This is a genomic window from Nitrosospira multiformis (assembly GCF_900103165.1).
Lineage (GTDB): Bacteria > Pseudomonadota > Gammaproteobacteria > Burkholderiales > Nitrosomonadaceae > Nitrosospira > Nitrosospira multiformis_D.
Window position 1 is genome coordinate 2,605,826 of the sequence record NZ_FNKY01000001.1, and the last position, 24,196, is coordinate 2,630,021.

Sequence of the window (24,196 nt, forward strand, 5' to 3'; positions counted from 1 at the left end):
TCTGCTCCATTCCTTCGAGAATCAATGGTCAGAATCAATGGGGTCAGACTCGATTGATTATAAACTAACGATGCGGTAAGTCGGCGCTTCCCCCCTGAAATAAAGGATTGTGATGGCCCGCTTGTCCAGATTTATCCTTCCCGGCCAACCGCAACACGTCATCTTACGTGGCAATAATCGAACTGAGATTTTCTGCGCAGAAGCGGATTATCTTTTCTATCTTGAGAAATTACAGTCGGCCTGCAAGAAATACAACTGTGATATTCATGCTTACGTGCTGATGGCCAACCACGTACACTTACTTGTCACACCCCACGAAGAGCAGGGCCTGAGCAAATCCTTGCAAATGCTGGGGCGTTACTACGTACAATATTTCAATCATTGCTACCAGCGCACGGGCACGCTGTGGGAAGGGCGTTACAAAGCCACTCTAATTGATACCGAGACGTATTTATTGACTTGCATGCGTTACGCAGAACTTAATCCAGTGCGTGCAGGCATGGTAAAGCACCCCTCCGAATACCGTTGGTCAAGTTATGGCTATAATGCCTTGAACCAGGCTAACAATTTGGTAACGCCACATCCTGAATACCGGCGTTTGGGAAATAATCACGAGGAGCGCCGGAATGCATACCGGCAATTATTCAAGCACCATATATCTAAAGAGAACATTAACGCGATCAGAGACGCGACAAATAAAGCTTGGGTATTGGGAGATGACCGGTTCAAGCGGAGTATTCAAGAGAAATTGAAGAGACGAGTAGAACCCACGGCCAAGGGTGGGGATAGGAAATCAGAACAATTTAAGATCAATCGAGTCTGACCCTATTGATCGAGCAGCGTGACCGAAAAGTTACTGCGAAAAGAAGAAGACTCACCAGAGATTTACCATTTGCCCCGATTGGATGCGCTACCGGAGCCACTGTACGCGCCGCCACCCGCTATCCTTTCCATTTGAGGGACAGCAGGATTATGGACACGGTCATGGTAGAGTTTTTCATTGATAAGGAGGGGTGGGTGCATCTTCCCCGTATGATCGAGGCCAAAAATGAAGAACTTGGGTGACTGGCACTTACTGCCGTGTCGCGTTAGAGATACACCCCTCCTTTGCGAGCTGGAAAGCCCGCTGTGGCGCGTGCCATGATGCCGATGAGGTTTGAACTGCAATAGCGGCGCAGATCATCAAATTAACACAAATTGAAACTACTACCATGTTGCTCTTGGGAGAAGGAAGTTTCTGGAATTGAAGTTAGTTGAATTGGTTCGCGCAGACAGGACACCAGCCGACCTCTCCCGAAAGTTCCAGGTTACTGCGCAAACTATTCACACAAAATCAATGGGTCAGACTGACCCCATTGATTTTGTGTGTTTGATAACATTTTTCTGAACACTACTCATGGGATTACTCCTTTGCGCTTGCGCGCTCAATTTGATAAAGATTCGCATCTCTATCAACGGGTAACCCCGCCTTTGGCAAGGTCCTGCTGTCAGATTAAATCACAACTACTACAATTTAATTGGTTGAGATTACCCTGCGACGAGCTATTGCACCTACCAAGCCAAGGCCTATCAACAGCATGGCGTAAGTTTCCGGTTCTGGAATTGCCGCTACTGTTTGGGGAAGATACACAGATCCCCCAAGATCAGCGTCCTTGAAACCGATTACGAAAAACTTGTTGTCGCCTGCAACAGAGGTAAAATCATTGTCGTTAGCCAAAACAAGAGTATGAAAAGTGTTCGCGCCAACAGTTACATCGTCACCAAAGGCCACACCTTCCAACTTGGACGGGATATTTGCATCAGTAATGCCATTTGCGTTGAGCAACGCCCTGATATCAAGAAACAAGCTGCTTGCCGGATGTCCCTGGTTGGCTAAAAGATTTGCTTCGCCACTCATACCCGTTATGTCAGTGGCACCCGCCAGATCGACCTTCCACAATTGCTTTATTGCCGCATTTGAACCATCGCCCAGCCCTTTGCCGTCCCGTTCCAGAACAAGGAATTCATGATTGTTAATGGCGAGGATTTCACTGCTATTGAAGTTCTTGCTGCCAATCTGGTTGTCATATGCGAACTCTTGAGTGGCGCCGGACGCCACATCTATTTTGACGATGCGGTTGGCCCTGCCGCCGTCACCGCCATCCTGCGCCAACGGACTTTGCATGAAGCCATACAAAGTAGTGCCATCCGGGGAAATTGCAAGACCTTCCATACCCTTGTTGGCTACCCGACCTGAGGTATTTCCGCTGATTTCCAGGGCGCCTTGTGAGTTCAGGTTGGCCACGGCCAAATTACCCGGCAACACAAAGGACTTCATGCGTTCGCCCGTCTGACGGTCAAACTGATACACATAGGGACCATATTCATCCGATATAAACACGCTTTTACCATCGTTTGAAACACGAATGCCTTCAGGATCGAGACGCCCGTTATTTGGGTTGAGCGAGTTGCCTGGTCCAAAATTATCCGAACGACCACTGAAATAATTAATCGCCGTAGTGTTCAATGCGGGGGCGCCGCCAGTTGCGTAGGTCAATGGAGTGGTGCTTGAAAGCAAGGTGGTATTGTTTAAACTGGTGGTAACCGTGAGGGGCAGCGAACCCGAACCCGCCGAGTAGCTTAAACTGATCGTGTTAAAACGGGAGATAAAGGAGGTAGTGTTATCCACAGAGCTCCCACCCGCATAAGCGAGAGCATTCGGACCTCTGTCCGGTAACGCCAAGAACGTATTGTTGCCCGCATAAGCCAGCCCTGAGCCCATGCCCCCAAGAAGATTGGCAGCGATCCCATTTTCGAGTGAGCCATTCAAGCCTGACATATCGCTCGCGGCACTCGAGAAACTGCCGATACCAAGCAGTATTGGCGTTGCGTTTGCGGCCGGAGCTACTAGTAAGGACGCCAAAAGCGCCGGCAGAATTTTTTTTGAATTGCGGTGTGCGTCTATCACTATAAGCTCCGTTGAAATTAAATAATCAGGTCGTTTGATTGACCGAAGGTGCCCGACTGCATTGGATCGTCGCATAGCTATATGACAAAAATAAGAGAAACTGATTGGTTCGAACGGTTCATAGATAGCCACTCAAGATTGCCTGGAAGATACCTGGGTGTTGAGCGCGGTCGGCGCAATCGGTAATGTCAGAAATTGCAACGGGCCACCGCCCGTAATCCCACTCACCACTTCGATCTGCTGCGTGGGAGCACTGTTCTTGTCTGTGTCTGCTTGCCTGTCCACAGCACAGAATCAGCGATTGACTAAGATTGACAGGGCCTCATATACTCAGGCCGCTACTTCTCGAATTTGTTATCGTTTCCCCTCGGCAGATTATGAAAACTGAAACCATTCAGCGGTCGAAATTGCCGTGAGTTCGATAACTATCGCATTGGTCGCTTTTGTCTGTATTTTTGGCGGGACGCTGTTCGGCTTTTTCCTGAGGAGTGCCCTTCCCCCACACCACGTGAACGAGGAATCAAAGGAGGCCGTAAAGATGGGGGCTGGCCTCGTGGCAACGATGGCGGCCTTGGTTCTCGGCTTGCTGGTCAGCTCGTCAAAAAATACGCTTGACGAGATGAATACTGGAATTGTCAATTTGGGGGCAAAGGTCATCCTGCTTGACCGCGTCCTGGCGAGCTATGGGCCGGAGACGAAGGATGTCCGAGACATGATTCGCAACACGCTCGACAACACAATACGATATATCTGGCCCGAGGAACATACCACGCAACGCATTGATGTCATTGTAAAATCGACCACCCTGGAGAAAATTCACGCCAGTATCAGCAATCTCCAGCCGCAAACTGACACTCAGCGCAGGATTCAATCGGAGGCGATGCAGCTCAGCAACGATCTGGCCCTACTACGCTGGACGTTGATCGAGCAAAGGCATAAATCGATTTCCGCAATATTGCTTGTAGTGCTGTGCTCGTGGCTTGCCATGCTCTTCACCAGCTTTGGCATGTTCGCTCCCCGCAACCCAACAGTCATTACTGTTTTGGGGATTGCCGCGCTATCGGTCTCCTGTGCGCTTTTCATTATCGTGGAGATGAATAACCCGCTGGAGGGGATCATCAGGGTTTCCAGTGTTCCGTTGCACAGTGCAATGGGTTTTCTCGGCAAATAACTGGGAAGGGCTAAATGCTAAAGGTGGATTCCAGTTAAAAACCTCTTCCGGGCACTCTGTCAAAATGGACCGAGAAAAAAACGTCGTACACGCGCTTGCCGAAATTCTCAACAATCCGTGCCGGTGCGCGTCACCGTCACCCCAGCTTGTCGTTTTTAAAACGATCTGCAGTTTTCAATCACCATCAAGATTGAAAATTTCTCGCAAATAGGTCTTGACCATTAATTGCCCATGTGAATAATTGGCACATACCGGCCGGTCAATAAGGAGAAGAAAATGAAAATTACCATTCCTGACGTCAATTTCTCAGACCTTCATTTAAAGCGGGATTCTTCAACTGATGGAAATATTGAATTTGATTGGTCTCTTATTGAGGACATCTGCGACGCCAGCGGAATCGATATTTCAGAGTTCAGGAACGAGGATGAGGACAACGTTTGCCATCTTATTCACCAGTGGTACTCTGAGCATCGGACTCGTGGGGGTAGACCCGATCCTGTAATGGAAGATATCCTCGTTGAGGAAAAACTCGAAGAGATTTTCGGAAGCTTCAGTCATAAACCAGGCAATACCTAGCGAGCGAGATGTTTCTTGCCCTCCCCCGTTATATTCTTCATCGCATTTTTTGCATTCATTGTGATTGCTCCCACAGCAAGTAATCCGGATATTCCTAGCCATGACTGGGCTCGCAATAGCCTATCCGCCATTCACATATGAGTTCCTTGACCCTCTGATTCAGTCCGGCCATTTGTAAATACGTTCATCCACCGCCTGTACCTCGCATCATTCACGATAGGATCGGATTTACACTTGCGCTGTTTTGATACGGTTTATGGACTCACTGCTTGCCGATAAGCAGATCGGCACGCCATAAACAGGAGTAGATTGCGGCGCAATAAAAAACCCCACCAAAGCGGGGTTTGTGAAATCTTATTGTCGGCCTGGCAACGCTGCCCAGATTTGCACGCTTGCCAGCTGCCTCTGAATAGCAATTTCCACCATGAGCGATGTCAGCGATGCTCATGCCACTGTGGCCGAAATGATCAGACCCCGGAAGGCTATAAAGCTCGATGCACCCTCGACAAGGCCTTTCCGAGAACTTTTGACTATTTCTGTTCGCCTTATAGCTTTCCTGATCGCAGCTCTGATTTAAGGAAAAAACTTATATACTATTTCTCGGTTTTTATGGGTTTTATGCTCATCGTTTCTTCCATTTTCCGGAATTTAGACGCGGCCTCGGTGGTACGATTTCTCAGCTTGGATAAACTAGCGCGAGTCAAGCATTCCACCTTATACATGCTATAGCCACACTTGTCGCCATCATGCTTGGCAACATCGGTCAAAAGGTATGCAAGAAATTTTGGGCCGTGTCGGGTATTTGCCGTACAAAGACCTTGAGCAACCCCATGTGCACTGGTACCGCAATCATATACAGGTTGAATCTCACAGTTGAGGTTCTTCTCCCCTACACAAAAATACATGGGCGAGCCGGCCGATGCTTGACCAATCCATCCGTAAACTCCTATAACAATTAAAGCGTTAGTTAAAATATGAAGTGCCTTTAAAAATTTCTTATTCAATTTCTTCCTCCAAGTTAATTAAATTCACCATCAAAATTTTTCATAAAAACGATTTAACTCACCTCAAACCATAGTATAGAAGTTAATCATAAACTGTGCGCCCAAACTTGAGCAGGAACAGGTAAACCCACCATTTTTATAGCTCTAATGGTACGTCAGCATATTAGCGTCAATGCCCGCTCCAGCCGAATTTGAGCTCGGCGCTGACTTAAATAGGAGTCGAGTAGAAAAAAAATTGACCAACCACCAGCTCTGGGTTGGCTACAAAAACTTGACCCGAATGGGAGGGAGAAACATTGACCCGTCAGTCTGCATAGGGGTTGAAATTCCATCGGATCTGGGTAGCCTTGCCGGAAAATAGGCAGCAGGGAAACGAGGAGGATAGATTTTTCGAAAGCAGGTTTGATGGGTTGCGCTACGCTCTACCCATCCTACCTTTTCAGCTATGGGGAGGTAGAAAGAACGATGCAGGAGCAGGACGTTGCAGTTAAGTATTCCGCTCTGAATCGCCGAGGCTCGATCCACACGGTTGCGGGATCAAGCCTTCCGGCAATGTAAGCGCCCAGGGGCGCGAGTTGGCACATGGACGAAACATACATCAGTATCAAGGGCCATTGGAAAACATCTATACCAAACCGTCGACAAAACGGGACACCCTGCTGTTTCGTCCTACTGCCAAGTTTTACGCCATGGCCCTGGGAGTAATTTTCCTGTCGCGGCGAGGCATGAAGCTGAAAATACCGGGATGAGCGTACGCTATGTAAGTACCCGCCAGGATGCATAACTCTAAAATAACCACGTCCGTGTTGAATTCATTCAAGATGAGGGCGGGAACAGCCCACAGGAGAGCGAGAATCACGGGAATGAAACCATAAACTTTAGGAAGGGTTTTCATGAAAGATGCTCCTAGATACTATTTAGTAAATATCCCACTACTCTTGCAAGTAGTTCAATAAATCAGACTTGATAGTTCACAATAAGTTCACAAATAAGGGACATATTTTTCACAGTTCCTTAGATTGAAATTTGGTTCTTGTCCTCTAAAACAATGTTGCGGGTATCGCCGCCCTGCCCCATCTGAAGTTCTGGCAGGAAGAAGAATTGCAATATATTTCGTACCATTCAGCTGCAAGCAGTCTACCTGTTTGTGGAAGAATTGGGATGTGGCTGATTTTGCTGGTGGACTTTCCGGCCCCACTCGCTACCGTATCGAGACCTGGAACAAGACAATACAGCCATTGGGGATTGAAGGACGGCCTCTTGGCAGACTCATCGTCGCCAAGTACAAACGACACGCTGATTCGTTGATGAGCTAGCTCATCAACGGCGCAGGATGGCCACCCAGCGTGCAATATTGAGTAGTGTCATCAAGGAAGCCGCAACATAAGTCCAAGCTGCGGCATTGAGCAAGCGCCGGGCATGCGGCATGTCTCCCTCGATCAGATAGCGCCCACGCTCCAGAATGGGCAAGGCACGAGCAAAACTGGCATTCATTTCCATCGGAAGGGTTAGCGCATGCACCAGCGCCGCGCTGCCGAGGGTCAACATGCCACCGACAACGAATAGTAATCCTGCCGCGGGAGAACGCAAAACCGTCATGATCACCGGGGCCAGCATCAGAATACCGGCACCCAGTTTCTCCGCGGGCGCAGCCCATTGCACCAGCGTAGTCCGCAGGGCAAGTGGCGGATAGTTATCCCGATCCTGGATCGCGTGGCCGACTTCATGCGCTGCAACCGCGATAGCGGTCAGTGAGCGGCCGTTGAATTTATCCGATGCAAGCCGGACCATTTTTGCTGATGGATCATAATGATCGCCCAGCTTGGTTTCTTCCACCCCCACGTGCTGCAAATTAGCCTCATTCAGCAGATTTCGAGCGAGTTGTGCGCCTGTGAAGGAATAGCGATCTGCCGGCTCACTATATTTCTCCATGGTATGTTTGACCCAGTATGAAGGTCCAACAACGAGAAGAAGGATTAAACAGATCAATACCAGATAAAGCATGGCAAAAAATACCGTTAAGAAACGAGTGTAATCAGAACAGCGAGGAACGATCTATCGACACCTCGGGCTGATCATACGCTTTATGCAAACGTTTGATCCATCATGGACCAGATAATTCCTGACTTCGAATGCGTAATACCGGACGGAATAATTCGCTCGGATTCTGGTAGACGAGAGGATCGCGTTGCAATAAAAAACCCCGTCAAAGCGGGGTTTGAGAAACCTGATTGTCGAGAAAAGGCTCGTTAAATACCGTCTCTGATTATTGAGTCCGGCGACGCCGGACAGCTATGCCTCCCAGCAAGCCAAGACATAGAAGAGCAAGGGTGCCGGGTTCAGGCACGGTGCTCTGAGGAAGATCGGTAGGATTACGCGACAGTGCCACATTATCGAACTCAAACGCCCATCCTGTACTCGACGCAATCACCTTGTCAAAAGCGACGGAAGAATTAATGTTCACATAGAACGTGCCGCTCGCCCCCTGATCGCCATTGGCCAGGCTATTGACATCAAGGCCGGAAAAATTAAACAGCAAGTTGCTGCCATCGTAGAAGGATAGCGTATTGTAACTGTCAACCGAGCCCCACAGCAAGCCAAAATACTGATTATACTCACCCAATTGGAATATGACTTCTCCAATGCCAGTGGTCAGGTATTGAGTCTCGTCCGGGCCATCGGCCTGAGAGTTGCCAAATGGTGCGCCATTGCCGCTTGAAATGAACGGTGCGGCATATTGCCCCGAAACGTTTGGAAGTGTGGCTGTGCCAGCTCCTGTACCGCTGAATGCGACGGTGACACCGTGGCCTGCGGCACCGCCCGTCGCTGAAAGGGCATCAAAATTCAGATATACCCCTGCACCACTGGGAATACCACCCACCGAAGCGGTGATCACCGCCGCCATGCCGGCAGACGGTACCACAGCAGCTCCAAGGGCGAAAACGCCTACCATGGTGTAAAACTTAATTGCCCTATTCATCACTTCAGTACTCCCTCTCATAATTCATCAGTTGAAGTTGCCTACCAGAAAAAACGATATCGTGGCAACTCATGTGTGAAATCTTACGGACTTGAGAGAGCTCTGAATATTGGACTGAAGTGCATGCGACTAAGGTACTACAAGGCATCACTCATAAGAAATAGGCCGATACTATAAATGTTTTCGTCATAAATAGTGAGGATTTCGGCGCAAAAAAAACCCGCCGAGGTGGGGTTGAGGTGAGCATCTTTGTAGTGCTCATAGTACATCTTCCCACTTGGCCGCTTACTTGGAATGGTTTTCCTGCTGCGACACGCAGATAAACCGATCACAGCATGGATATCAAGACCAGGAGCGCGATCCAGCAGATACACCCGACTGACGAGAGGTATACTCCGAGACCAGCGATGCTTTACGCAGACCTGAAAAGAAATGCTGAAACCCGTACTCAGGCAATCCATGTAAAGCACTGAAAAAATCTGAATGTCAAACCCGGTCGATATAAAGGAATTACCATGAAAATTGATGAGCAACATAATGCCGCCCTGGCTAAGGTGGCTGAAATGGTAGGCGACGCTAAATTCGCGATGTTGACGACTCTTGAGAAAGACGGGACCTTGCGTAGCCGTCCGATGGCCACTATGCAACTTGACGGCGACGGCAATCTTTGGTTCTTTACGTCCCAGTCATCTCCAAAAATTGTGGAAGCTAAGCCGGATCAACAAGTCAACCTCGCCTTTATGCGCACAGATAAACAGGATTATCTTTCCATATCCGGTGCTGCTGAGCTGGTACACGATAGGGAAAAAATGCAGGACTTATGGTCCCCATGGGTCAAGCCCTGGTTTCCAAAAGGGCTAGACGATCCAGACCTGGCTTTACTCAAAGTCAGTATTATGGAAGCAGAATACTGGGATGCACCCGGATAGCGCTATGGCGCGTGCAGATGCACATGCCCATAGCCATAATGCACCCTTGCCGCGGAAATCCCCTTGATGCACATGAGCAGTACGGACGAATCGCGGGCGCGTGACTTATACACCAAACTCGACATCCTCGGCAACGTGCAGTCCAACGTGCGGTAGCGTACGGTTTATATTTTATGCATCGCATAGACTTTCATTTCAGCTATCTTTATATGAAGGAACTGCCATGAAACATCTTCTGCCCTTCAGAAGCAAAACGCTTCAAACGCTAGTTCTTATCAACGCCCTAATTCTGGGGTTGACAGGTATGGTTCATGCTCAATCGAAAAATCTTAAAGATGAATACACGCAAAAACCGGTAGCAACCGAAGAAAAGCCTGCGAATAAGCCCAATGCAACAAACGAAGCGAAAAAAATGGGAAAGAAACAATCCAAGCCAGAGCCCGATAAGGACACTGCGAACTATAAAGGTGTTCAGCCGCCTCAAGGCGGTCGATTAGGGCAAGGTCCAGACCATCCCCATCCCCAGTAAGCCCCAGTAGTGGGGTGCTCCCCGCTGGCGATCACGCAGGACAGGTTCGCTGCGCGGATGGGTTATGCGAATAGCGGGTTCATAAATTCCTTCCCCGACGGGTAGTTTCACGAGTTCGAGATCAGGCTGCAGCTACCCTTAATAGGGAAAACCGCTATGTATGGGATCGCACAGTGACGATTCAAAATCAAAAGTAATATGAGTGTCATTATAGTTTGCGGTGCGTGCATCCCTGCAGTTGGGTTGCGCTCACTACAATTTCAAGTTTTCCTTAAATAGACGGGGCTTGGATATGGATAACTCAACTCTTGTACTTTCCGGAGTGAAAATACTCGTTATTGATGACGAGCCCGAGGTTCGGGATATCATTAAACGGATACTGACTCTCTATTATGCCAGTGTGATGGCTGCTGCCAATGCAGCCGCGGCTCTAGAACAGATGAAGACGCTCAGGCCCGATGTTATTTTGAGCGACATTGATATGCCGCGGATGGATGGTTATCAATTCATTCGTGAAGTGAGGAATCTGCCGGCATATAAAGGCGGACAAACTCCAGCTGTTGCCCTCACCGCATTCAGTCGGAGAGAGGATCGAACAAATGCAATTAATGCCGGATTTCAGAAGTATCTTTCCAAGCCTGTCGACTTTGAGGAGCTAATCGACACTATTGCAAGCGTGGTCGGACAATAGCCCGAATACAGGTCATATAAGTGCTCTTTGCCGAGCCTTGCATCAAGATAAAAAAATAATTCCGTTACAGCAGTAAGAAGGAAAAGAGAAGATGATTCAGCGAATAGCATTGGTTACCACGGCATCTAGTCCCGATTTCTTCATCGCTTGCGTCAAGTAGATGACCTGAATCAAAAGTCTTTTGGAAACACAAAAAAGGCGATAGCGTTGGTTTGGCGCCGCAAGAATCCTGATTTACTCATTAATCCATCGCAGCATTTTGTTTACAAGGCCAGGCAATGCCTAAATATGTCTTCTATATACGAGCCGAGGAAGGCGATATCGAGCGCCTGGGAAGTATTATTGTCGATCGTCCCGATGGCGATCTTTTAGGTTCTTATAGGCATGAAGAGCCGCTGATAAATTTCCCGGAAACCACTGTATTCTGGGCAAACGCGCTGGGATCCAGCATAGGGATAGCTCCCCTGAATCCATTACCCATAAAAAAACTCACTGGGTTATAGGTGGGTCAGAAATAAAAAACCCGCGTGGCTGGCGGGTTCCGAAGTAAGCATTTCTCATTCGATGAAGTACTTTTATCAGTACTCTCCAAGAACTACAAACAGTTTTTTAATGAATCGGACTTGTATTAATTCTTCCGCCTGCTATTCTGCAAATGTCGTTTAGTTAGAACTATCGCTGGATGCCTCCTCGGAGAGCCAGTGATAAATCTTGAGAGGGACACAAAAATGAAACCGATAATTATCATTGCTTCCTTTTGGTTGACGGTGCTTATCCCGTCTACTTCGTTTTCACACGACGAATTAACTGACATTCCGTCTGCTCATCGCGAGACCGGCCATGTTTACATTGCAAACCGCACAGATGCAGAAGTCACCTTCTACCTGGAGTCGCCAAACACGATTCGAACAAAGCATCTCCTCCCTCCCCGATCGGGAGCGACATTCAGCGGAGCAGCCGCGGATGAGTGGTTTAACATTCATATTTACACCGGTGACACTCATGTGAATTATGGCCTGGACGCAGGCAACCGATACTACATCAAGCAAAACCTGGACGGCACTCCAGACGTATATGAAATGCTCAAACGCTGACATACCCTAACCGATTTTCCAACGAACCGTCCATCGCCCTTTTCCAAGTGTGTCCACACTTTGTAGACCTTTTACCTGATTTCAATTAGCACGGTTTTGCAACGGGTAGCCAAGCATCCGAGATGTGCCCAGCTCGATCATGAAAACCATCGTTCCCTTATCAAGGGATTTGTGTGTTACTGTGAGAAAGCCACACTTCAATCGCGGATATTAACCGCCATGCACTTCCTGCTTAATCGTCTTGTGTGAGGTAATCGTGTCGGACATAGTCAATGAACTCAGACAGCATGCTCTTATCTGCGCGAATGAAATTAAAAAATGGAATCCCGATGATTCTAATAAAGTAGAAAGAGCATATGGGCTGGCTGAGATGTTCGCTGGCAACCATTGTCCCACGTGTTGGGTAAAGGACGAAAAAGCGATGCTGCTGACAGTTCTAACATCCAACTTTCTAACATTTCGTACTGTTACGAAGTACTACAGATGTGGACGTTGCAAGTTCAGCTGCGTCTTCCCAAAGCAACAGCGGACTGAGACATAATCCTCCCACTCACAATGCTGTTCGCGCTCAATTGCCACGCCATATCGCTTGCGTCGACGCTTTACTGTCAACCTGGCCGCCTGGTAAATACAAAAAAACGTTTTTGATTGGCATCCGCCGCAGCAGGTCGCAAATGCACCTGGCCAAGGCCGCGACGTCTAGTCGCCAATTCGACATTCGACCTCACCACAGCTCATTACCCGGGTGCACCTTTGGCGCACAGGAAAATTCCGGCGAAGGTAAACTGAAACGGAAGAGGCAATAAAAACCCGCCGAAGCGGGTTTGAGTGGGAGAGGAGATGAGCGCTTGATTAGCCGCAAGTTTTTTATGAGCGGTTCATTATCAAAATATTGTGGATATGTATGATATTGACACTCTTTCAACACTCTTTTCGGGCTGTGGTTGTAATCTTAGTCGTTTATTACAATATTGGTAGATCCACAATGCCCGTTTGTATCCTCCCTTGTGGTATCATCACTTCGCAAAACTATATGCTTTTGATAGATCCACAGCGCTTTCGTGGAATGCAAGCGGTGGTATGAAGGCCCCATACCACGAGCCTTATCTGGTCGTACCGCCATTGCGATACGGCAGCTTTCGGAACCCCGCATATTTCTCGTAATTTGCTTTGAAAAAGTTACGCTCACATGGCAATGCGTAAAATTGATGGTAGTTAATGCGCCACTCCTGACGAAACATGATGCGGTATCGAACCTTTCACCATTAATGCCAGCTTAAGACGATCGGCAATCTCCAGCTTACGAAAAACCTCGCTCAAATGCGCCTTGACCGTGCTTTCGGTAATGTCCAGCCGGCGTGCAATTTGTTTGTTGGAGTCACCATTTCCCACAAGTGCGGCAATTTCGTACTCCCGTCGGGTTAGATTTGCAAGCAGGTCGCTAATGGCCTGTTTCATCTTGTTCTTTTCCCTTGTGATCGCAACCAGTTCGTTCAAAAGATGCCAGCTGAGTGCCCGCCGGAGCCATAATTCTCCTCGTTGAACAGACTCAACAATAGTTTTAAGCTGCTCGGTTTCGATATCACTTCTGCAACAACCTCTAATGCCGGTTTTAAATAGATTCCATTCGATTTCGTCAGATATAAGGGAAGTCAAAATAATTATTCTGACCTCTGGATTCAGTTTCATCAAACCCGAGATGCCATCTGGTCCATTCAGTTGAGGCAGCTCGTATTCAAGCAAGAGTATTTTTGGTTTTATCCGGACCAGTTCCTGCTTCACGGAATCCATGTTGGTTGAGCAGAAAACAGGGGCGCAACTGCTCACAGCCTGCTCCCATTGCGACAGTTTTTCTTCCGATGAACTCGCCAGTAGTATCAAGAATGTCTCCTATTAATATTCATGAACTCAATGCAATACCTCATCCATGATTTTGCCGAGCATTTTGCGTGTCACCCAGACTTCGCCACGATCTACTACACGCACTGCCTTCAAGAAATAAGCGCGAGTCGCTTCGTGGTCCATGCAACCACGCACTCCGGTAGCCAATGCCTGCAGTATTTCCTCTTCTTTCGCGGATTCATCGGTCAACAGGACCAGCAGTGTTTCGGGATATTCGCGATACAAAGCCTCCAATAGAGCAAACCCCCCGGGAGATTCATGCAGGTGGACAAATAAAATGCGGGGTTTAAGCTGGCCAATTCGCGCAATCACATCTTCAATTTCTGTCATATCCGTACGCGGTTTGAGTCGCCGCTCGCCGGATGTCTCAAGCTCTCTCGACAAAACATTTGTGATTACCTTGATATCTTGTTCACCTTGCAAAGACTGTTCCAGGTTCGCGCGCCGCACCGAATTCGTATCGGCTATTGCCACGGTTACTTTTTTCATGTTTTCTCCTTTCTGCCGAAATACCCTCGGCGTTGTCGCAATGTTTCCAGAAAATTGATCTTAGCGAGTATTGTTGATACTGTTGTCCTGCTTCTGACGCTGGCGTCTATCGCGACGGCATGCCCGTCTATTGCCCTGACGCCGCTCTTCGAAGCCTGGCATAGCACCAAGGCTGCCAGGAGTGGCCTCTCCTTCCCCGGCAATCAACCAGTCAAGGGAAAAACCGAGCTTGGACCGGAGTTCGATAAGCCTCTTTATTTCCGGGGTAGATATGCCGGCTTCCCATTGTGAAACAGCAGCTTTGGTGACCCCGCATAATTCCCCTAACTTGCTTTGATTAAGCTTGTATTTTCGCCGTAACTGAATAAGTCTCGGTCCCATATTTATCCTATCTGTTTGACATTCATTGATTGGCAAACCTCATCGGTAAAGCTTTACTAAACTTTTTAAAAAGTTTAGTTCTTCTTTACTAATTTGTAAATAGCTTCATTTGAGAAAACGCGCCCATTATTGCCATGCGTGGATCCCAAATTTTATAAGTTTGCTCGGCATGCATGGCGTGGTGGGGTTTTACCGGGATATATCTCAGAAGCTTTTCAACCTTGGAATCGTTGTCGGTTTGTAGGTGCTGATACTTCCGTAACAGCGTGTAAAGAAAATACCACCCGCATACTGCTGCGCAACTGGAAAGCAATCCCTTGATCCGGAAGTTATCGATCAATGTGTCTCCCGTCCCACTGATTATTGGTAATTTCGGTGACACCTTACGTGGGAAATTTTCAGTTTCTCACCCTGACTCTCCCCTATGAAAACAACTTTCTCGCCACGCTGCTAAGCGAACAGCATTAGCACCTTAGTACTGCAATACCTCGGTACGTAGCACTTTAGTACATGACGAAGGAATTTTCACATCAAGAACTCCCAGAATATTTAGTACCATATATATATGAATATAAATACCTATTTACCCTGGCACACTGTTTGCTTATAAGCATATGGTAACAAACATATGACTCGTCGCTGTTGTATTCCCTCAGCGATCCTCAACAAACAGACAGGGAGATTTTTGATGTTGAATAATGCAATTAGGTTTTATGCGATAACGTTCGCCTTGAGTGCCACTATGGTATCGTCGGCTAGCACGGCGGCTTTGCTCAGCGCCTCTGTGGGCGGCGTTCCCGTCGGTGCAGGCGTGTATGAAAATTTTGATAACCTGGCAGGCACCGGCGGACTTAGCGCCGAGGGCATCACGGTAACATTCAGCGGCACCGAAGCCGGCACGGCCACCCTTCCAGATGCTCCGGGGCAATATGCCTCTCCGTTCATTTCAGGTAGCAATGGCGCGCCGTTTGGCAATCTCCAGGCTAATGGCCCGGACCAAACCCAGTATCTGACTACTGGCATCGGACAGGTCTCACTAGAGTTGAATGGATACCACCAGTACTTTGGCCTGCTATGGGGCTCGGTGGATGATTACAACACGCTGTCCTTCTATGACGGCAATACCCTGCTTTTTAACTTCACCGGCCTTAATGTTGATGGCATGGCCAATGGGAATCAAGGCGCTGCTGGCACGTTCTATGTAAACATCAATTCCGACACTCCATTTAACAGAGTGATCGCCTCAAGCACAGGGTATGCGTTTGAGTTCGATAACGTGGCGCTGGCAGTTAATCCTGTCGAATTTCCTGAAACGGGTGCTGTTCCCGAACCCGGAACTTTAGCTCTTCTGGGCCTTGGTTTGCTCGGGGGTATCGTTACCCGTCATCGCCGGACTGGAAAGTGAAAAACAGCAAGCACTCCTTTAGACATGAACAGTACTTGTACCTTGATCCAATTGGCAGCGTCAGTCATATGAGTAAGATGTCGTTCGGGGCAGCTACTTTCCTTCATAGCTAATGCAAGCCCAACCCGGCCCGTACGTAACGGCGCGCGCCGGGTTTTTATAGCGTCGAATATGGGCTTTTAATTTCTGTACTTCTGCCAAGCAGGCAATGCGCAAAATCCGCCTATGTTTTATTAGGCTGCATGAGATCGAGTAAAGTAAAAATGAGGTCGATCCCATGAAAAGTTAAACGGAATTACATACTCAATATAAAAAAAAGATTAAGTCAGGGGTGCATGAAAAGAATATGGGGCAGTTTCCGCAAATGAGGTTTCCTACTCTGTCTGATGAGCATTTATCTCGTTACTTCCGCATCGTTGGGGAAGGTATTGTGGTGAATAGCCACCTTGATCTTTTGAAATGGATGCAAGGAGAAATGCAGTATTACCTCCCCCATGAAATCATGCTCGCGGTTTGGGGCGAAGGTGAGGAGAACAGTCTTCGCCACGACCTCGTTTCTGCACTTCCAGGAGTCCGAACCAACTATTTGCAATCTGAAGATCTTCTTGCGCTGCAGCAGAATTTATATGGATGCTGGGTCGGGTTGGGTAGAGTGCCTTTTAGACTAAATCTCGGCGAATGTATCTTCCGCCCTGATAAGCTGGCCTCACACTGTGCTTTCGGTCGAGCAATATACGGGATGCAATCTCTACTCATACACGGCATCAATGACAACCGCGGGGGCCAGGATTGCCTCTACATAATATTCAGCTCAACCGCCAGCCTCGATAACTCCGGCCTGTCCGCAATAGAGAGTCTGTTGCCCTATCTTGACACCGCACTGCGCCGGGTAGCGCCCTTGCCGTCCTCCGCGATGACAGGATTTCTGGCCAACTCGGAGAAAGATCCTGGACTCAAAGGGTCCGAAACCGAATCAAGCGAAGATCATGGGCTGAGCAAGCGCGAAGATGAAATCCTGGACTGGGTAAAGAAGGGAAAGAGTAATGCGGAAATAGGAAGTATTCTAGGGATTAGTCCCTTCACCGTGAAAAACCACATGCGGCGTATCTTCAAAAAACTTGAAGTCAACAACCGCGTTCAAGCTATTTCCAAGAGCGCTCAAGGGAGGCCAGATTGAGCACTATTTTTATGAATCTAACGACCCGGTAGGCAGTTTTGATAATTAAACTGTTTTCCAGAGGTCGTTAGATTTGTAGCATTACTTTTGAATACTTTCAATACTCTCTTCCGACCGCTGAATCAGTTTTTGTAGTGCTCTCTCAACGGGAGGGTCAAGATGCCCCACCAGTTCCCTTCGGAAATTAAGTGATAACTTTTGGTTTAGTGGCGGCAAAGCCTCAATAGCTTGAACCAGAGGTAGATCTTCCGGCATTGTGCTGAGCTTCAGATCGGGGGCATGCCACCGCAAGGTCATGCGCATGAGTACGCACTTATGGCAATAACCACAATTTCCCAGTGATGATGGATATTCCCAGCAGATGCGTAAGTGGTTTTTTATTAACGATCTCGCAACAGGGTGATTCACCAATCGCTTTACTTTTTCTGATCGAGAAACGTCATGACCCACGCTTTTGATTGAAAGTCGGCTGGAAGACCAATAAGGATCGAGATCAGGGTGCGAACCCCAGGGACCCAGGTGATCTTGATCATAACTGGATGAAATAAGCAAAGAACCAATATGCTCTTGTAGAAGGTGCCCCAAAAATGCGATTGCCCCCCCATGGGAAAACTCCCACGATAATCTCCGAAAGAGATGATGCACTCTGAGATCTGTCTCAATCATTGTCCAGTTTTTCCCCGTTGCCTCAGCCACTGAGGCCAGGGAATTGCACATCGGTGCCAGAATATCTCTTCTTTCTATTGGGATATCAAATCCGGAAGCCAGAATTAAAAGATCCGGAGCTGTATCGGCAAAGAAACAAGAGTAAAACGAATCAACTCCCAGGCTAAATGCCAAACCAATCCCTTGCCTCGGCTCACCAGGATGACTTGGTGCAAAGTCAGGGCGAATTACCCCACAATCCCACCACTCATCAACCTGATTGAGTATACGTTTTGTGTTCTCCAGCCACACCGGATCGCACAAATCCCCGACAAGACGTCTTCCCATCACCATCGTAGGCAATAGAAATGCCGAACCCAAAGCCTCAGGAGATAACACAAGTTCGGTGCGTTCACTTCGGACATGAAGGGAATTGCCATCGATTCTCGTGCGTAAATCATTGCCATGCTTTATGGACGATGGAATAGATACGGGGATATCGAGAAAACGAGCTATCCGGTCACGTAATTTTGGCTTCCACATATTTCCGTAACCTCTCTATTTTGTGGTGCCTGTCAGTCGCCGTCTGGCGTAATGGAGGCAACTCCACTGCCTTGGCCAGATAGGGGTAGAGCAGCAGCGATTTCCATACTAGCGAATGTTTTCCCGGCTCAGTAAGTTTGTGTTGCCTAATTGCACAATATCGCTGACTCCCGTCCAGGCAGCGGCATAGGAATGATTCTTACCATAAGAGTTGTTCCAGACAATATTCGGAATCTCCATCAGACAGGCCAGGATATGCGCGTGCAATCTATCGGTCGTAATGACATCAAATCTGCCAAATAGATTGACAACGTCATCAACGAGCTTCTCCGCGTACTCGACCCATAAATCCAGTTCATGGGTGAGCCGTTCAAGGTTAAAGTACATCAAGTGTAACGCGCGCAGTAAACGACGTGCCTTTCGAATGCGGTGCTTGTTGTCACGTCCCACCAGCTCGCGCCAGTCAGTACACAGGTCAAAATCAGTCACCGTACCACCGGAGCGCTCGCTATCGTCTCTCATCAAAGCGAGATGGCCCCTTTCCGAAGGAAAGGGGCGCTGTATTGGCCATAACTGATGCGCCATGTCGGGGAGAAGATAAACGTGCCGAGACATCGGGAGTGCAAGTTCATACGAACGTTGATCTCTGACGCAAATATGGAGATCAGGGTGCTGCGAAAAGACCCTGCAACACTCATCATATGCATTCCTGGATAGAAAATGAATTGTCTGAGGGAGAATGACTATTCTGTTCTTTGGCAGTGCCCGGACTACCTGCTGGCGAGCCTGCTGCGGCCCCTCATAGAGATCACCAAGATTTCCTCCACCTTGAAACACAATCACATCATTGGGAAGTGCCCACTTTGTGCGGAAGCTGAAATACGCTGCTTTGATATCAATTTTTATTTGATAGCGCTCAAAGAAGCGTAACGTGCCAAACATAATTAATAAGTCTCCTATGTTTCTGTGCATAGGAATATCAAGATAGTGAACTCGATCTGTTCCGATCAGGGTGACGAGGACCTCATGTTTATCCGCCAGTGAGCGCATTACTTCGGCATGATTGATTTTCATTGTGTATCTTTTCGCTTTTGGGTTTCGTGCCTCCGGCGCTGCGGATCATTGATGCTGGTTCACGATTTTCCGCTACCTTGTGCCCAAGTCAAACTGCAGCGAAACATTCGTTCCGCCAGCCTCCCCACAACACGTGCCCTACCTTATCAAGACACATTGAATTTTCCTTGAGAGGGAAAGCAATTGATACCTGTAAAATTTTACAGCTATTGGGCCACGTAGCCACATGATGTAATAGAGCAGCTGCTTCTAAAGCTTTGGAATGATAAAAGCGTAGTTCAAGATGCGGGCTCAGGACACCTGTCGCGATTATGTCGAAGATGTGAGCTGATGTGCATATAGCTTGTCACACCCACCGCTATCCGATCAGAGTGGAAGGATGCTCTCTTCCATTGTGGGGGCCTCAAGTTTTTCTTTTCAGACTTTTTCTCTCGGGCTCCGGTGAATTGGAATGCGGAATACAGACTTTTTCCTCGCACCCCTGAGAAAACTCGTAGGAAGGAAACTATTTTTCCGCTGGAAAACCTTATGGGCTCCCCATATATTCGCAAGGACAAATCAGACTGCGGGTCAGACAACGCTCATCTCAATGATCAGAAATGAGAAGGCCATCCTCGAGACCTTCTGCGCGCATGCCTCATCTCTATTTGATCGCGTTATTCTCATTGATCACCTCTCGTCCGATGGCACCAGGGAATATATAAAGCTTCTGTCAGAGAGATGCTCCAATATTGAGTATTACTGCTTTGATGAGCCTGGCTATTATCAGTCTGAACTGATGACCTGGACCGCAAGTCATCTTGTGGATAAAAAAATGCCGGGGTGGGTATTCTTTCTCGATGCAGACGAGTTTATGCCATTTAGATCGAAGGAGGAGTTTAACCGCAAGCTTTCACAGTTTAGCCAATTTCCGGTAATCTCGATGCCGTGGCTCAATCTGGTGCCTTTGGACATGGAAAGTGGCAGGGTAATCGACGAGTTCTTTCTGAAACCTCCCAAACCTTCCCGTCATCACAAGATTGCGTACCAGCCCAGCCACATTCCCTCGGGTGATTACTTTATTGCCCAAGGGAATCACGCTCTCTTCATGGGAAACAGGTCTTCGAAAGTAAAATTGCCAGCAAAAAACAGTTTTCCGCTTTATCACTTGCCAATACGGACAAAACACCAGCTTCTGGAAAAAATTTGCTATGGAATTGATTCCTACCGGCACATGGGTAGCGACCGGAAGAACAATAACGGCATTCATTGGAATGAGATTCATCGCATTATCGAAAACAACAATCTTACGAATGAAATAATGGCGGGAATTGCGGCGCAATATGGCGACACTTTGTACCCGCCTTATGAAAAAAGTTTTGAAGAGTTACTGAAAAATGGTTATAGCAAGATACGAATGGAGATATGTTGTTCAGAAGCCATGATTACTTTCGCTGACGTTGCCAAAAACCGCCACGACGGAACCATTGTTAAGAATACCGGCCTATCTATAGATATACCCAACGATCCGTCAACAAATCACCGGAAAATAGACTTCGATCGATCGATGGGTTCCATGCGAATGTCCGAGTAACAGACTATGGCAGTTTGAATAGTTTTGAAGAGCTGTCCTTTGAGTTCCTGAGATAATAATATGATTCTCTCAGCGCTGCAGTGGATTTAAACGACAAACCAGCTATTATAGAAGCGGATGGTTCTATTTTAGGGACAATGTGGGCGGAACTCCAACGCCGACCGGCATGCATCCTTTAGTAAGATTCCCGAACAGGACTCAAGATAAGTATTTATCCCCTATTTGAACAACTATGCCGAATTCCTCTCTGAAACCTCCTATCGAAAGCCGGAATGAAACGGATATCGCCGAGTACTTCAACCACATCCAGCGGATCTTGGGTGAGATTCCTGAAGCTGAGACGCGAGCGGATTTAGCCACTAAAGTTACCGAACTTAGCGAAGCCATTACTGCCACTCGATTTTTTGTAGCAATGAAAATCGAAGACTACATAGACCTGAATAAGCGTCTGATAAAGCTCGAGAAGAAGATCAAGAAGCAGAGCATCCGCGAAGACATGGTGGACTTGAAGAATCGCAGCAAAAATGCGACTGAGTAAGGATAGATTTTGACGATTTTGAAGGCCAATGGTTATTCTATTGGTCGAAAAGGCGGCGAATACTTCTTTGCACACACATATCGTCGTCCTGGAAGAAACGAATGATGTCCGAAAAATCAGGGAGATCATGTAAAGATGCTGTAATAAGGATCGGGTAAATTGCTTTATGCTTTATGCTTTATGCTTTATGCTTTACGCGTTACGGCAAACCGTGGTTGTCCTCTCTTCTTCCAGTCCCGGCCATAAGTTTCTTGATGCGGTTATCGATCGTTTTGGTCTGCTCCTGTGGTGCGTCATTTCGAGAGGCTCGGATTTAAGCCTGCTGAAATGACGCCGTGGGTGCGGTACGGTGGAAAGCCTATGACGTGCTGGATGCCATCGAGAAGCAGGCAATGGCGAGAATGGCGGTAAAGCCGGGAGAACATGTTGATCGAATCGGGTAAGAAGCTATATCTCAACGGTATATTTGACGGGGCGCTCACGATTTGACATCCGCGATTATCCCATCTAGAGTATCAAACTGGAATCAAAAAGGTGAATGCTGTTTCATTAAAAACGTAAATTTGAGGAAAGGAAAGTTATCATGAAAATAACCAAAACGATGTTTGCGGGTTTTGCTCTTGGACTGCTGTTAGTAGGAACTGCGCAAGCAGCGGAACAAAAATTCAAAGTAATTATTAATGCCTACGACACCAATATTCCCGAGCTCAACGTCGAAGGGGTGACAGTCAAGAACATTCGTGCTTTCAATGTTCTCAACGAACCCGAGACATTGGCAGTCAAGAAGGGGACTTCGGTAAAGATTACCATAGAGAACAAGTCTCCCATCAGCGAAGGATTTTCCATCGACGACTATGGTATCAAGGAAGTCATTAAGGCGGGAGAAACCAAGACCGTTGCTTTTGTGGCTAACAAAGCGGGCGCCTTCACCATTTGGTGCCAACTCCATCCCAAGAATATCCATCTGCCTGGTACCTTGAATGTCATTGAGTAAAGAAACCTTACGTAGACGATGACGAAATAGCAGGTCGGCGGTGGAAACAGACGGACTGATACCGTGTTGATTCCACCGCCGTAAGCCCGGTCACAAGAACCGCGTTGAAGCAACAGAAGCAACCAAGCTCTGCACCAATAAGACGCCGGCGGTCGCGACACCATCAGGATTTTAGCGTTTGGCCAGTTTCAGATGATGCGGCAAGCTCCATCATCACTCCTCCTTGGTCAGCAGTCCCCAGGCTGTAATCACTACTGAGATGCCTCGTGCAGGCGCTCGGCTTCCTTGTCCAAAGATCCAGAACAAACATATCTAATTAAAAAAAGGCGGGGATTCCAACGTGATAAGCTGTGACTTTCATATCGCCTCAATTACACAGGAATCTCCCCCATGAAAGATTTGCAAGAAGCCACTGTGAAAATATGCGAACTCAAGGGCGAGAATCTGGCATTACTGGCTTTGCTTTCTTGCCTGGTAAAAGCCTCATCGCCATACGAACGCAATGCCTTTCCAGATGCATTCGAACGAGAATTGGAATCTGCACGGATCCAGTGGCTGAATTCAGATGTTTCAGAACATGTCTCCGTCGGACTTGAGAATATGGCAACCGCCATTCATTCCCTGCTGGCTAGCCAGAGCCGGATCTAGGGAAGATATTTTCCATACACTCCAATTCAGGATAACCCATCCTCAAACTGCCTGTCAGATGCTTTTGCAGCCGATTTCCTTTAAGTCCGACAGGCTGCTAACAGTGAGTGCACACCACTTTTTTGCCCATGAATAAACGAATTCCTAACCGCTCTTGATATCGATTTCCTGCTCAATGACCTCTCCCGAAACCACCGCCATCTTCACCCGCTCCTGGTCGCTCTATGATTTGCTCACCGAATACAACTACATGTTTCATCGGGAAATCTATAGGAAGATTGAGGATATCCTGAAGCTGCGCGGCGATCAGGGTCATTACCGCCTGCTCGATCTCGGTTGCGGCAACGCACGCTACCTGGCTCCCTGCCTGAAGCAGGCTGTCCCGGTAATATATGAGGGCGTGGATTTGTCCGAGGCGGCGCTGACAGAGGCGCGTGGCTATCTGGCGGAATTGCCCGGTCAGGTCTTTCTGACCCGTAGAGATCTTTTGGAGGCGATCGAGTCGACCGAAAAAACCTGGGATGTGATCTTCACGGGATTTGCGATTCATCACCTGGCGCCCGATGAAAAGGCGCGCTTTTTCCATGCGGCCGGGCGCTGCCTCGCAGAAAATGGCTGGTTGATCCTGGTGGACGTGGTACGCGAGGAAAATCAGGACCGGGAAAGTTATCTGGACGGTTACCTGAAATTCATGCGTGAAACATGGACGAAGGTGCCAAAGGATCAATTGGAAGAAGCTTGCGCCCATGTCCATGATCATGATTATCCCGAATGCCTTTCCACCTTGCGGGGGATGGCCAGCGAAGCCGGTTTGCACTCTACCCAGCTGATCAGTCGCTACGCACAGCACCACACCCTTCTATTTTCACGTTCCACTTTAGAAAAAATCTGAGGCGGCCCGCTCAA

Annotated in this window: 27 protein-coding genes and 1 pseudogene; 16 read left to right on the forward strand and 12 right to left on the reverse strand. The window is 48.0% G+C overall.

Going from position 1 to position 24,196, the window contains the following annotated elements; translation table 11 throughout:
• Positions 1-112 precede the first annotated feature (112 nt).
• Positions 113-823 (forward strand): transposase, encoded by a 711-nt coding sequence (locus BLR00_RS11745; protein ID WP_074632827.1) that lies wholly within the window; start codon positions 113-115, stop codon positions 821-823.
• A gap of 690 nt (positions 824-1,513) precedes the next feature.
• On the opposite strand, the gene BLR00_RS11755 is transcribed toward BLR00_RS11745, so the two are convergent.
• Positions 1,514-3,079 carry an esterase-like activity of phytase family protein gene (locus BLR00_RS11755; protein WP_256324133.1) on the reverse strand — a complete coding sequence of 522 codons (1,566 nt, stop codon included), beginning with the start codon at positions 3,077-3,079 and terminating at the stop codon, positions 1,514-1,516.
• 280 nt (positions 3,080-3,359) lie between these two features.
• Between BLR00_RS11755 and BLR00_RS11760 the strand changes: the two genes are divergently transcribed.
• Positions 3,360-4,118: a bestrophin-like domain gene (locus BLR00_RS11760; protein ID WP_074632832.1), complete on the forward strand. Its 759-nt coding sequence runs from the start codon at positions 3,360-3,362 to the stop codon at positions 4,116-4,118.
• Between the two features lie 276 nt (positions 4,119-4,394).
• On the forward strand, positions 4,395-4,694 hold the full coding sequence (locus tag BLR00_RS11765) for a hypothetical protein (protein WP_074632835.1): 300 nt from the start codon (positions 4,395-4,397) through the stop codon (positions 4,692-4,694).
• Positions 4,695-4,956: 262 nt separating this feature from the next.
• On the opposite strand, the gene BLR00_RS16435 is transcribed toward BLR00_RS11765, so the two are convergent.
• The 3 genes from BLR00_RS16435 to BLR00_RS11775 all read right to left on the reverse strand — a co-directional run bounded on the left by BLR00_RS16435 (position 4,957) and on the right by BLR00_RS11775 (position 6,593).
• Positions 4,957-5,142, reverse strand: a complete 186-nt coding sequence (locus BLR00_RS16435) for a hypothetical protein (RefSeq protein ID WP_107797566.1) — start codon at positions 5,140-5,142, stop codon at positions 4,957-4,959.
• 145 nt (positions 5,143-5,287) lie between these two features.
• On the reverse strand, positions 5,288-5,698 hold the full coding sequence (locus BLR00_RS11770) for a hypothetical protein (RefSeq protein ID WP_074632837.1): 411 nt from the start codon (positions 5,696-5,698) through the stop codon (positions 5,288-5,290).
• Positions 5,699-6,380: 682 nt separating this feature from the next.
• Positions 6,381-6,593: a hypothetical protein gene (locus tag BLR00_RS11775; protein WP_074632839.1), complete on the reverse strand. Its 213-nt coding sequence runs from the start codon at positions 6,591-6,593 to the stop codon at positions 6,381-6,383.
• Positions 6,594-6,861: 268 nt separating this feature from the next.
• On the opposite strand from BLR00_RS11775, the gene BLR00_RS16745 reads away from it, so the two are divergent.
• Complete coding sequence (locus tag BLR00_RS16745; protein ID WP_176759979.1) at positions 6,862-7,014, forward strand: hypothetical protein; 153 nt, start codon at positions 6,862-6,864, stop codon at positions 7,012-7,014.
• A 4-nt stretch (positions 7,015-7,018) separates the two neighbouring features.
• Here the strand turns inward: BLR00_RS16745 and BLR00_RS11780 are convergent, their stop codons facing one another.
• Both BLR00_RS11780 and BLR00_RS11785 read right to left on the reverse strand, forming a co-directional pair.
• Positions 7,019-7,702, reverse strand: a complete 684-nt coding sequence (locus BLR00_RS11780) for a zinc metallopeptidase (RefSeq protein WP_074632840.1) — start codon at positions 7,700-7,702, stop codon at positions 7,019-7,021.
• A 262-nt stretch (positions 7,703-7,964) separates the two neighbouring features.
• A complete protein-coding gene (locus BLR00_RS11785) occupies positions 7,965-8,678 on the reverse strand; it encodes an Npun_F0296 family exosortase-dependent surface protein (protein WP_074632841.1) in 714 nt (237 codons plus the stop codon).
• Positions 8,679-9,193: 515 nt separating this feature from the next.
• Here BLR00_RS11785 and BLR00_RS11790 point away from each other — a divergent pair.
• The 5 genes from BLR00_RS11790 to BLR00_RS11810 all read left to right on the forward strand — a co-directional run bounded on the left by BLR00_RS11790 (position 9,194) and on the right by BLR00_RS11810 (position 11,921).
• On the forward strand, positions 9,194-9,607 hold the full coding sequence (locus tag BLR00_RS11790; RefSeq protein WP_074632844.1) for a pyridoxamine 5'-phosphate oxidase family protein: 414 nt from the start codon (positions 9,194-9,196) through the stop codon (positions 9,605-9,607).
• A gap of 223 nt (positions 9,608-9,830) precedes the next feature.
• Complete coding sequence (locus BLR00_RS11795) at positions 9,831-10,136, forward strand: hypothetical protein (RefSeq protein WP_074632846.1); 306 nt, start codon at positions 9,831-9,833, stop codon at positions 10,134-10,136.
• Between the two features lie 292 nt (positions 10,137-10,428).
• The gene (locus tag BLR00_RS11800) at positions 10,429-10,827 is read left to right on the forward strand and encodes a response regulator (RefSeq protein ID WP_074632848.1); all 399 of its coding nucleotides are present in this window, start codon (positions 10,429-10,431) and stop codon (positions 10,825-10,827) included.
• 278 nt (positions 10,828-11,105) lie between these two features.
• On the forward strand, positions 11,106-11,330 hold the full coding sequence (locus BLR00_RS11805) for a hypothetical protein (RefSeq protein ID WP_074632850.1): 225 nt from the start codon (positions 11,106-11,108) through the stop codon (positions 11,328-11,330).
• A gap of 225 nt (positions 11,331-11,555) precedes the next feature.
• Positions 11,556-11,921: a hypothetical protein gene (locus tag BLR00_RS11810; RefSeq protein ID WP_143007654.1), complete on the forward strand. Its 366-nt coding sequence runs from the start codon at positions 11,556-11,558 to the stop codon at positions 11,919-11,921.
• A gap of 558 nt (positions 11,922-12,479) precedes the next feature.
• Here BLR00_RS11810 and BLR00_RS17220 read toward each other — a convergent pair.
• From BLR00_RS17220 to BLR00_RS11825, 4 genes and pseudogenes are all read right to left on the reverse strand, one after another.
• Positions 12,480-12,637: pseudogene (locus tag BLR00_RS17220) on the reverse strand (IS3 family transposase); the annotation flags it as partial.
• Between the two features lie 499 nt (positions 12,638-13,136).
• Positions 13,137-13,712 (reverse strand): LuxR C-terminal-related transcriptional regulator, encoded by a 576-nt coding sequence (locus BLR00_RS11815; RefSeq protein WP_217628084.1) that lies wholly within the window; start codon positions 13,710-13,712, stop codon positions 13,137-13,139.
• 117 nt (positions 13,713-13,829) lie between these two features.
• On the reverse strand, positions 13,830-14,312 hold the full coding sequence (locus BLR00_RS11820; RefSeq protein WP_074632855.1) for a response regulator transcription factor: 483 nt from the start codon (positions 14,310-14,312) through the stop codon (positions 13,830-13,832).
• A 60-nt stretch (positions 14,313-14,372) separates the two neighbouring features.
• Positions 14,373-14,693 (reverse strand): helix-turn-helix domain-containing protein, encoded by a 321-nt coding sequence (locus tag BLR00_RS11825; protein ID WP_074632858.1) that lies wholly within the window; start codon positions 14,691-14,693, stop codon positions 14,373-14,375.
• Positions 14,694-15,381: 688 nt separating this feature from the next.
• Here BLR00_RS11825 and BLR00_RS11835 point away from each other — a divergent pair.
• Both BLR00_RS11835 and epsA read left to right on the forward strand, forming a co-directional pair.
• Positions 15,382-16,098, forward strand: a complete 717-nt coding sequence (locus BLR00_RS11835; protein ID WP_074632864.1) for an Npun_F0296 family exosortase-dependent surface protein — start codon at positions 15,382-15,384, stop codon at positions 16,096-16,098.
• A gap of 346 nt (positions 16,099-16,444) precedes the next feature.
• Entirely contained in the window at positions 16,445-17,275 is an 831-nt protein-coding gene (epsA, locus tag BLR00_RS11840; protein ID WP_256324134.1) for an XrtB/PEP-CTERM-associated transcriptional regulator EpsA, read from the forward strand.
• Positions 17,276-17,356: 81 nt separating this feature from the next.
• Here epsA and BLR00_RS16440 read toward each other — a convergent pair whose 3' ends face one another.
• Both BLR00_RS16440 and BLR00_RS11855 read right to left on the reverse strand, forming a co-directional pair.
• The gene (locus BLR00_RS16440; RefSeq protein WP_143007655.1) at positions 17,357-18,463 is read right to left on the reverse strand and encodes a hypothetical protein; all 1,107 of its coding nucleotides are present in this window, start codon (positions 18,461-18,463) and stop codon (positions 17,357-17,359) included.
• A 108-nt stretch (positions 18,464-18,571) separates the two neighbouring features.
• Positions 18,572-19,537 carry a polysaccharide pyruvyl transferase family protein gene (locus tag BLR00_RS11855; RefSeq protein WP_074632873.1) on the reverse strand — a complete coding sequence of 322 codons (966 nt, stop codon included), beginning with the start codon at positions 19,535-19,537 and terminating at the stop codon, positions 18,572-18,574.
• A 589-nt stretch (positions 19,538-20,126) separates the two neighbouring features.
• On the opposite strand from BLR00_RS11855, the gene BLR00_RS11860 reads away from it, so the two are divergent.
• The 5 genes from BLR00_RS11860 to BLR00_RS11880 all read left to right on the forward strand — a co-directional run bounded on the left by BLR00_RS11860 (position 20,127) and on the right by BLR00_RS11880 (position 24,182).
• Positions 20,127-21,110 (forward strand): glycosyltransferase family 2 protein, encoded by a 984-nt coding sequence (locus tag BLR00_RS11860; RefSeq protein WP_176759980.1) that lies wholly within the window; start codon positions 20,127-20,129, stop codon positions 21,108-21,110.
• A gap of 232 nt (positions 21,111-21,342) precedes the next feature.
• Positions 21,343-21,648 (forward strand): hypothetical protein, encoded by a 306-nt coding sequence (locus tag BLR00_RS11865; RefSeq protein WP_074632878.1) that lies wholly within the window; start codon positions 21,343-21,345, stop codon positions 21,646-21,648.
• Positions 21,649-22,231: 583 nt separating this feature from the next.
• Complete coding sequence (locus tag BLR00_RS11870; RefSeq protein WP_074632881.1) at positions 22,232-22,642, forward strand: nitrosocyanin; 411 nt, start codon at positions 22,232-22,234, stop codon at positions 22,640-22,642.
• A 390-nt stretch (positions 22,643-23,032) separates the two neighbouring features.
• A complete protein-coding gene (locus tag BLR00_RS11875; protein ID WP_074632887.1) occupies positions 23,033-23,290 on the forward strand; it encodes a hypothetical protein in 258 nt (85 codons plus the stop codon).
• Between the two features lie 175 nt (positions 23,291-23,465).
• Positions 23,466-24,182, forward strand: a complete 717-nt coding sequence (locus tag BLR00_RS11880) for a class I SAM-dependent methyltransferase (protein WP_074632888.1) — start codon at positions 23,466-23,468, stop codon at positions 24,180-24,182.
• Positions 24,183-24,196 lie beyond the last annotated feature (14 nt).

What these genes read in the sequence shown, in the direction of transcription:
- BLR00_RS11745 (WP_074632827.1), top strand. Translation starts at nt 113, where the DNA reads ATGGCCCGCTTGTCCAGATTTATCCTTCCCGGCCAACCGCAACACGTC.
- BLR00_RS11765 (WP_074632835.1), top strand. Translation starts at nt 4,395, where the DNA reads ATGAAAATTACCATTCCTGACGTCAATTTCTCAGACCTTCATTTAAAG.
- BLR00_RS16435 (WP_107797566.1), bottom strand. Translation starts at nt 5,142, where the DNA reads ATGAGCATCGCTGACATCGCTCATGGTGGAAATTGCTATTCAGAGGCA.
- BLR00_RS11775 (WP_074632839.1), bottom strand. Translation starts at nt 6,593, where the DNA reads ATGAAAACCCTTCCTAAAGTTTATGGTTTCATTCCCGTGATTCTCGCT.
- BLR00_RS11780 (WP_074632840.1), bottom strand. Translation starts at nt 7,702, where the DNA reads ATGCTTTATCTGGTATTGATCTGTTTAATCCTTCTTCTCGTTGTTGGA.
- BLR00_RS11785 (WP_074632841.1), bottom strand. Translation starts at nt 8,678, where the DNA reads ATGAATAGGGCAATTAAGTTTTACACCATGGTAGGCGTTTTCGCCCTT.
- BLR00_RS11790 (WP_074632844.1), top strand. Translation starts at nt 9,194, where the DNA reads ATGAAAATTGATGAGCAACATAATGCCGCCCTGGCTAAGGTGGCTGAA.
- BLR00_RS11795 (WP_074632846.1), top strand. Translation starts at nt 9,831, where the DNA reads ATGAAACATCTTCTGCCCTTCAGAAGCAAAACGCTTCAAACGCTAGTT.
- BLR00_RS11800 (WP_074632848.1), top strand. Translation starts at nt 10,429, where the DNA reads ATGGATAACTCAACTCTTGTACTTTCCGGAGTGAAAATACTCGTTATT.
- BLR00_RS11805 (WP_074632850.1), top strand. Translation starts at nt 11,106, where the DNA reads ATGCCTAAATATGTCTTCTATATACGAGCCGAGGAAGGCGATATCGAG.
- BLR00_RS11810 (WP_143007654.1), top strand. Translation starts at nt 11,556, where the DNA reads ATGAAACCGATAATTATCATTGCTTCCTTTTGGTTGACGGTGCTTATC.
- BLR00_RS11815 (WP_217628084.1), bottom strand. Translation starts at nt 13,712, where the DNA reads ATGGATTCCGTGAAGCAGGAACTGGTCCGGATAAAACCAAAAATACTC.
- BLR00_RS11820 (WP_074632855.1), bottom strand. Translation starts at nt 14,312, where the DNA reads ATGAAAAAAGTAACCGTGGCAATAGCCGATACGAATTCGGTGCGGCGC.
- BLR00_RS11825 (WP_074632858.1), bottom strand. Translation starts at nt 14,693, where the DNA reads ATGGGACCGAGACTTATTCAGTTACGGCGAAAATACAAGCTTAATCAA.
- BLR00_RS11835 (WP_074632864.1), top strand. Translation starts at nt 15,382, where the DNA reads ATGTTGAATAATGCAATTAGGTTTTATGCGATAACGTTCGCCTTGAGT.
- epsA (WP_256324134.1), top strand. Translation starts at nt 16,445, where the DNA reads ATGGGGCAGTTTCCGCAAATGAGGTTTCCTACTCTGTCTGATGAGCAT.
- BLR00_RS16440 (WP_143007655.1), bottom strand. Translation starts at nt 18,463, where the DNA reads ATGTGGAAGCCAAAATTACGTGACCGGATAGCTCGTTTTCTCGATATC.
- BLR00_RS11855 (WP_074632873.1), bottom strand. Translation starts at nt 19,537, where the DNA reads ATGAAAATCAATCATGCCGAAGTAATGCGCTCACTGGCGGATAAACAT.
- BLR00_RS11860 (WP_176759980.1), top strand. Translation starts at nt 20,127, where the DNA reads ATGATCAGAAATGAGAAGGCCATCCTCGAGACCTTCTGCGCGCATGCC.
- BLR00_RS11865 (WP_074632878.1), top strand. Translation starts at nt 21,343, where the DNA reads ATGCCGAATTCCTCTCTGAAACCTCCTATCGAAAGCCGGAATGAAACG.
- BLR00_RS11870 (WP_074632881.1), top strand. Translation starts at nt 22,232, where the DNA reads ATGAAAATAACCAAAACGATGTTTGCGGGTTTTGCTCTTGGACTGCTG.
- BLR00_RS11875 (WP_074632887.1), top strand. Translation starts at nt 23,033, where the DNA reads ATGAAAGATTTGCAAGAAGCCACTGTGAAAATATGCGAACTCAAGGGC.
- BLR00_RS11880 (WP_074632888.1), top strand. Translation starts at nt 23,466, where the DNA reads ATGACCTCTCCCGAAACCACCGCCATCTTCACCCGCTCCTGGTCGCTC.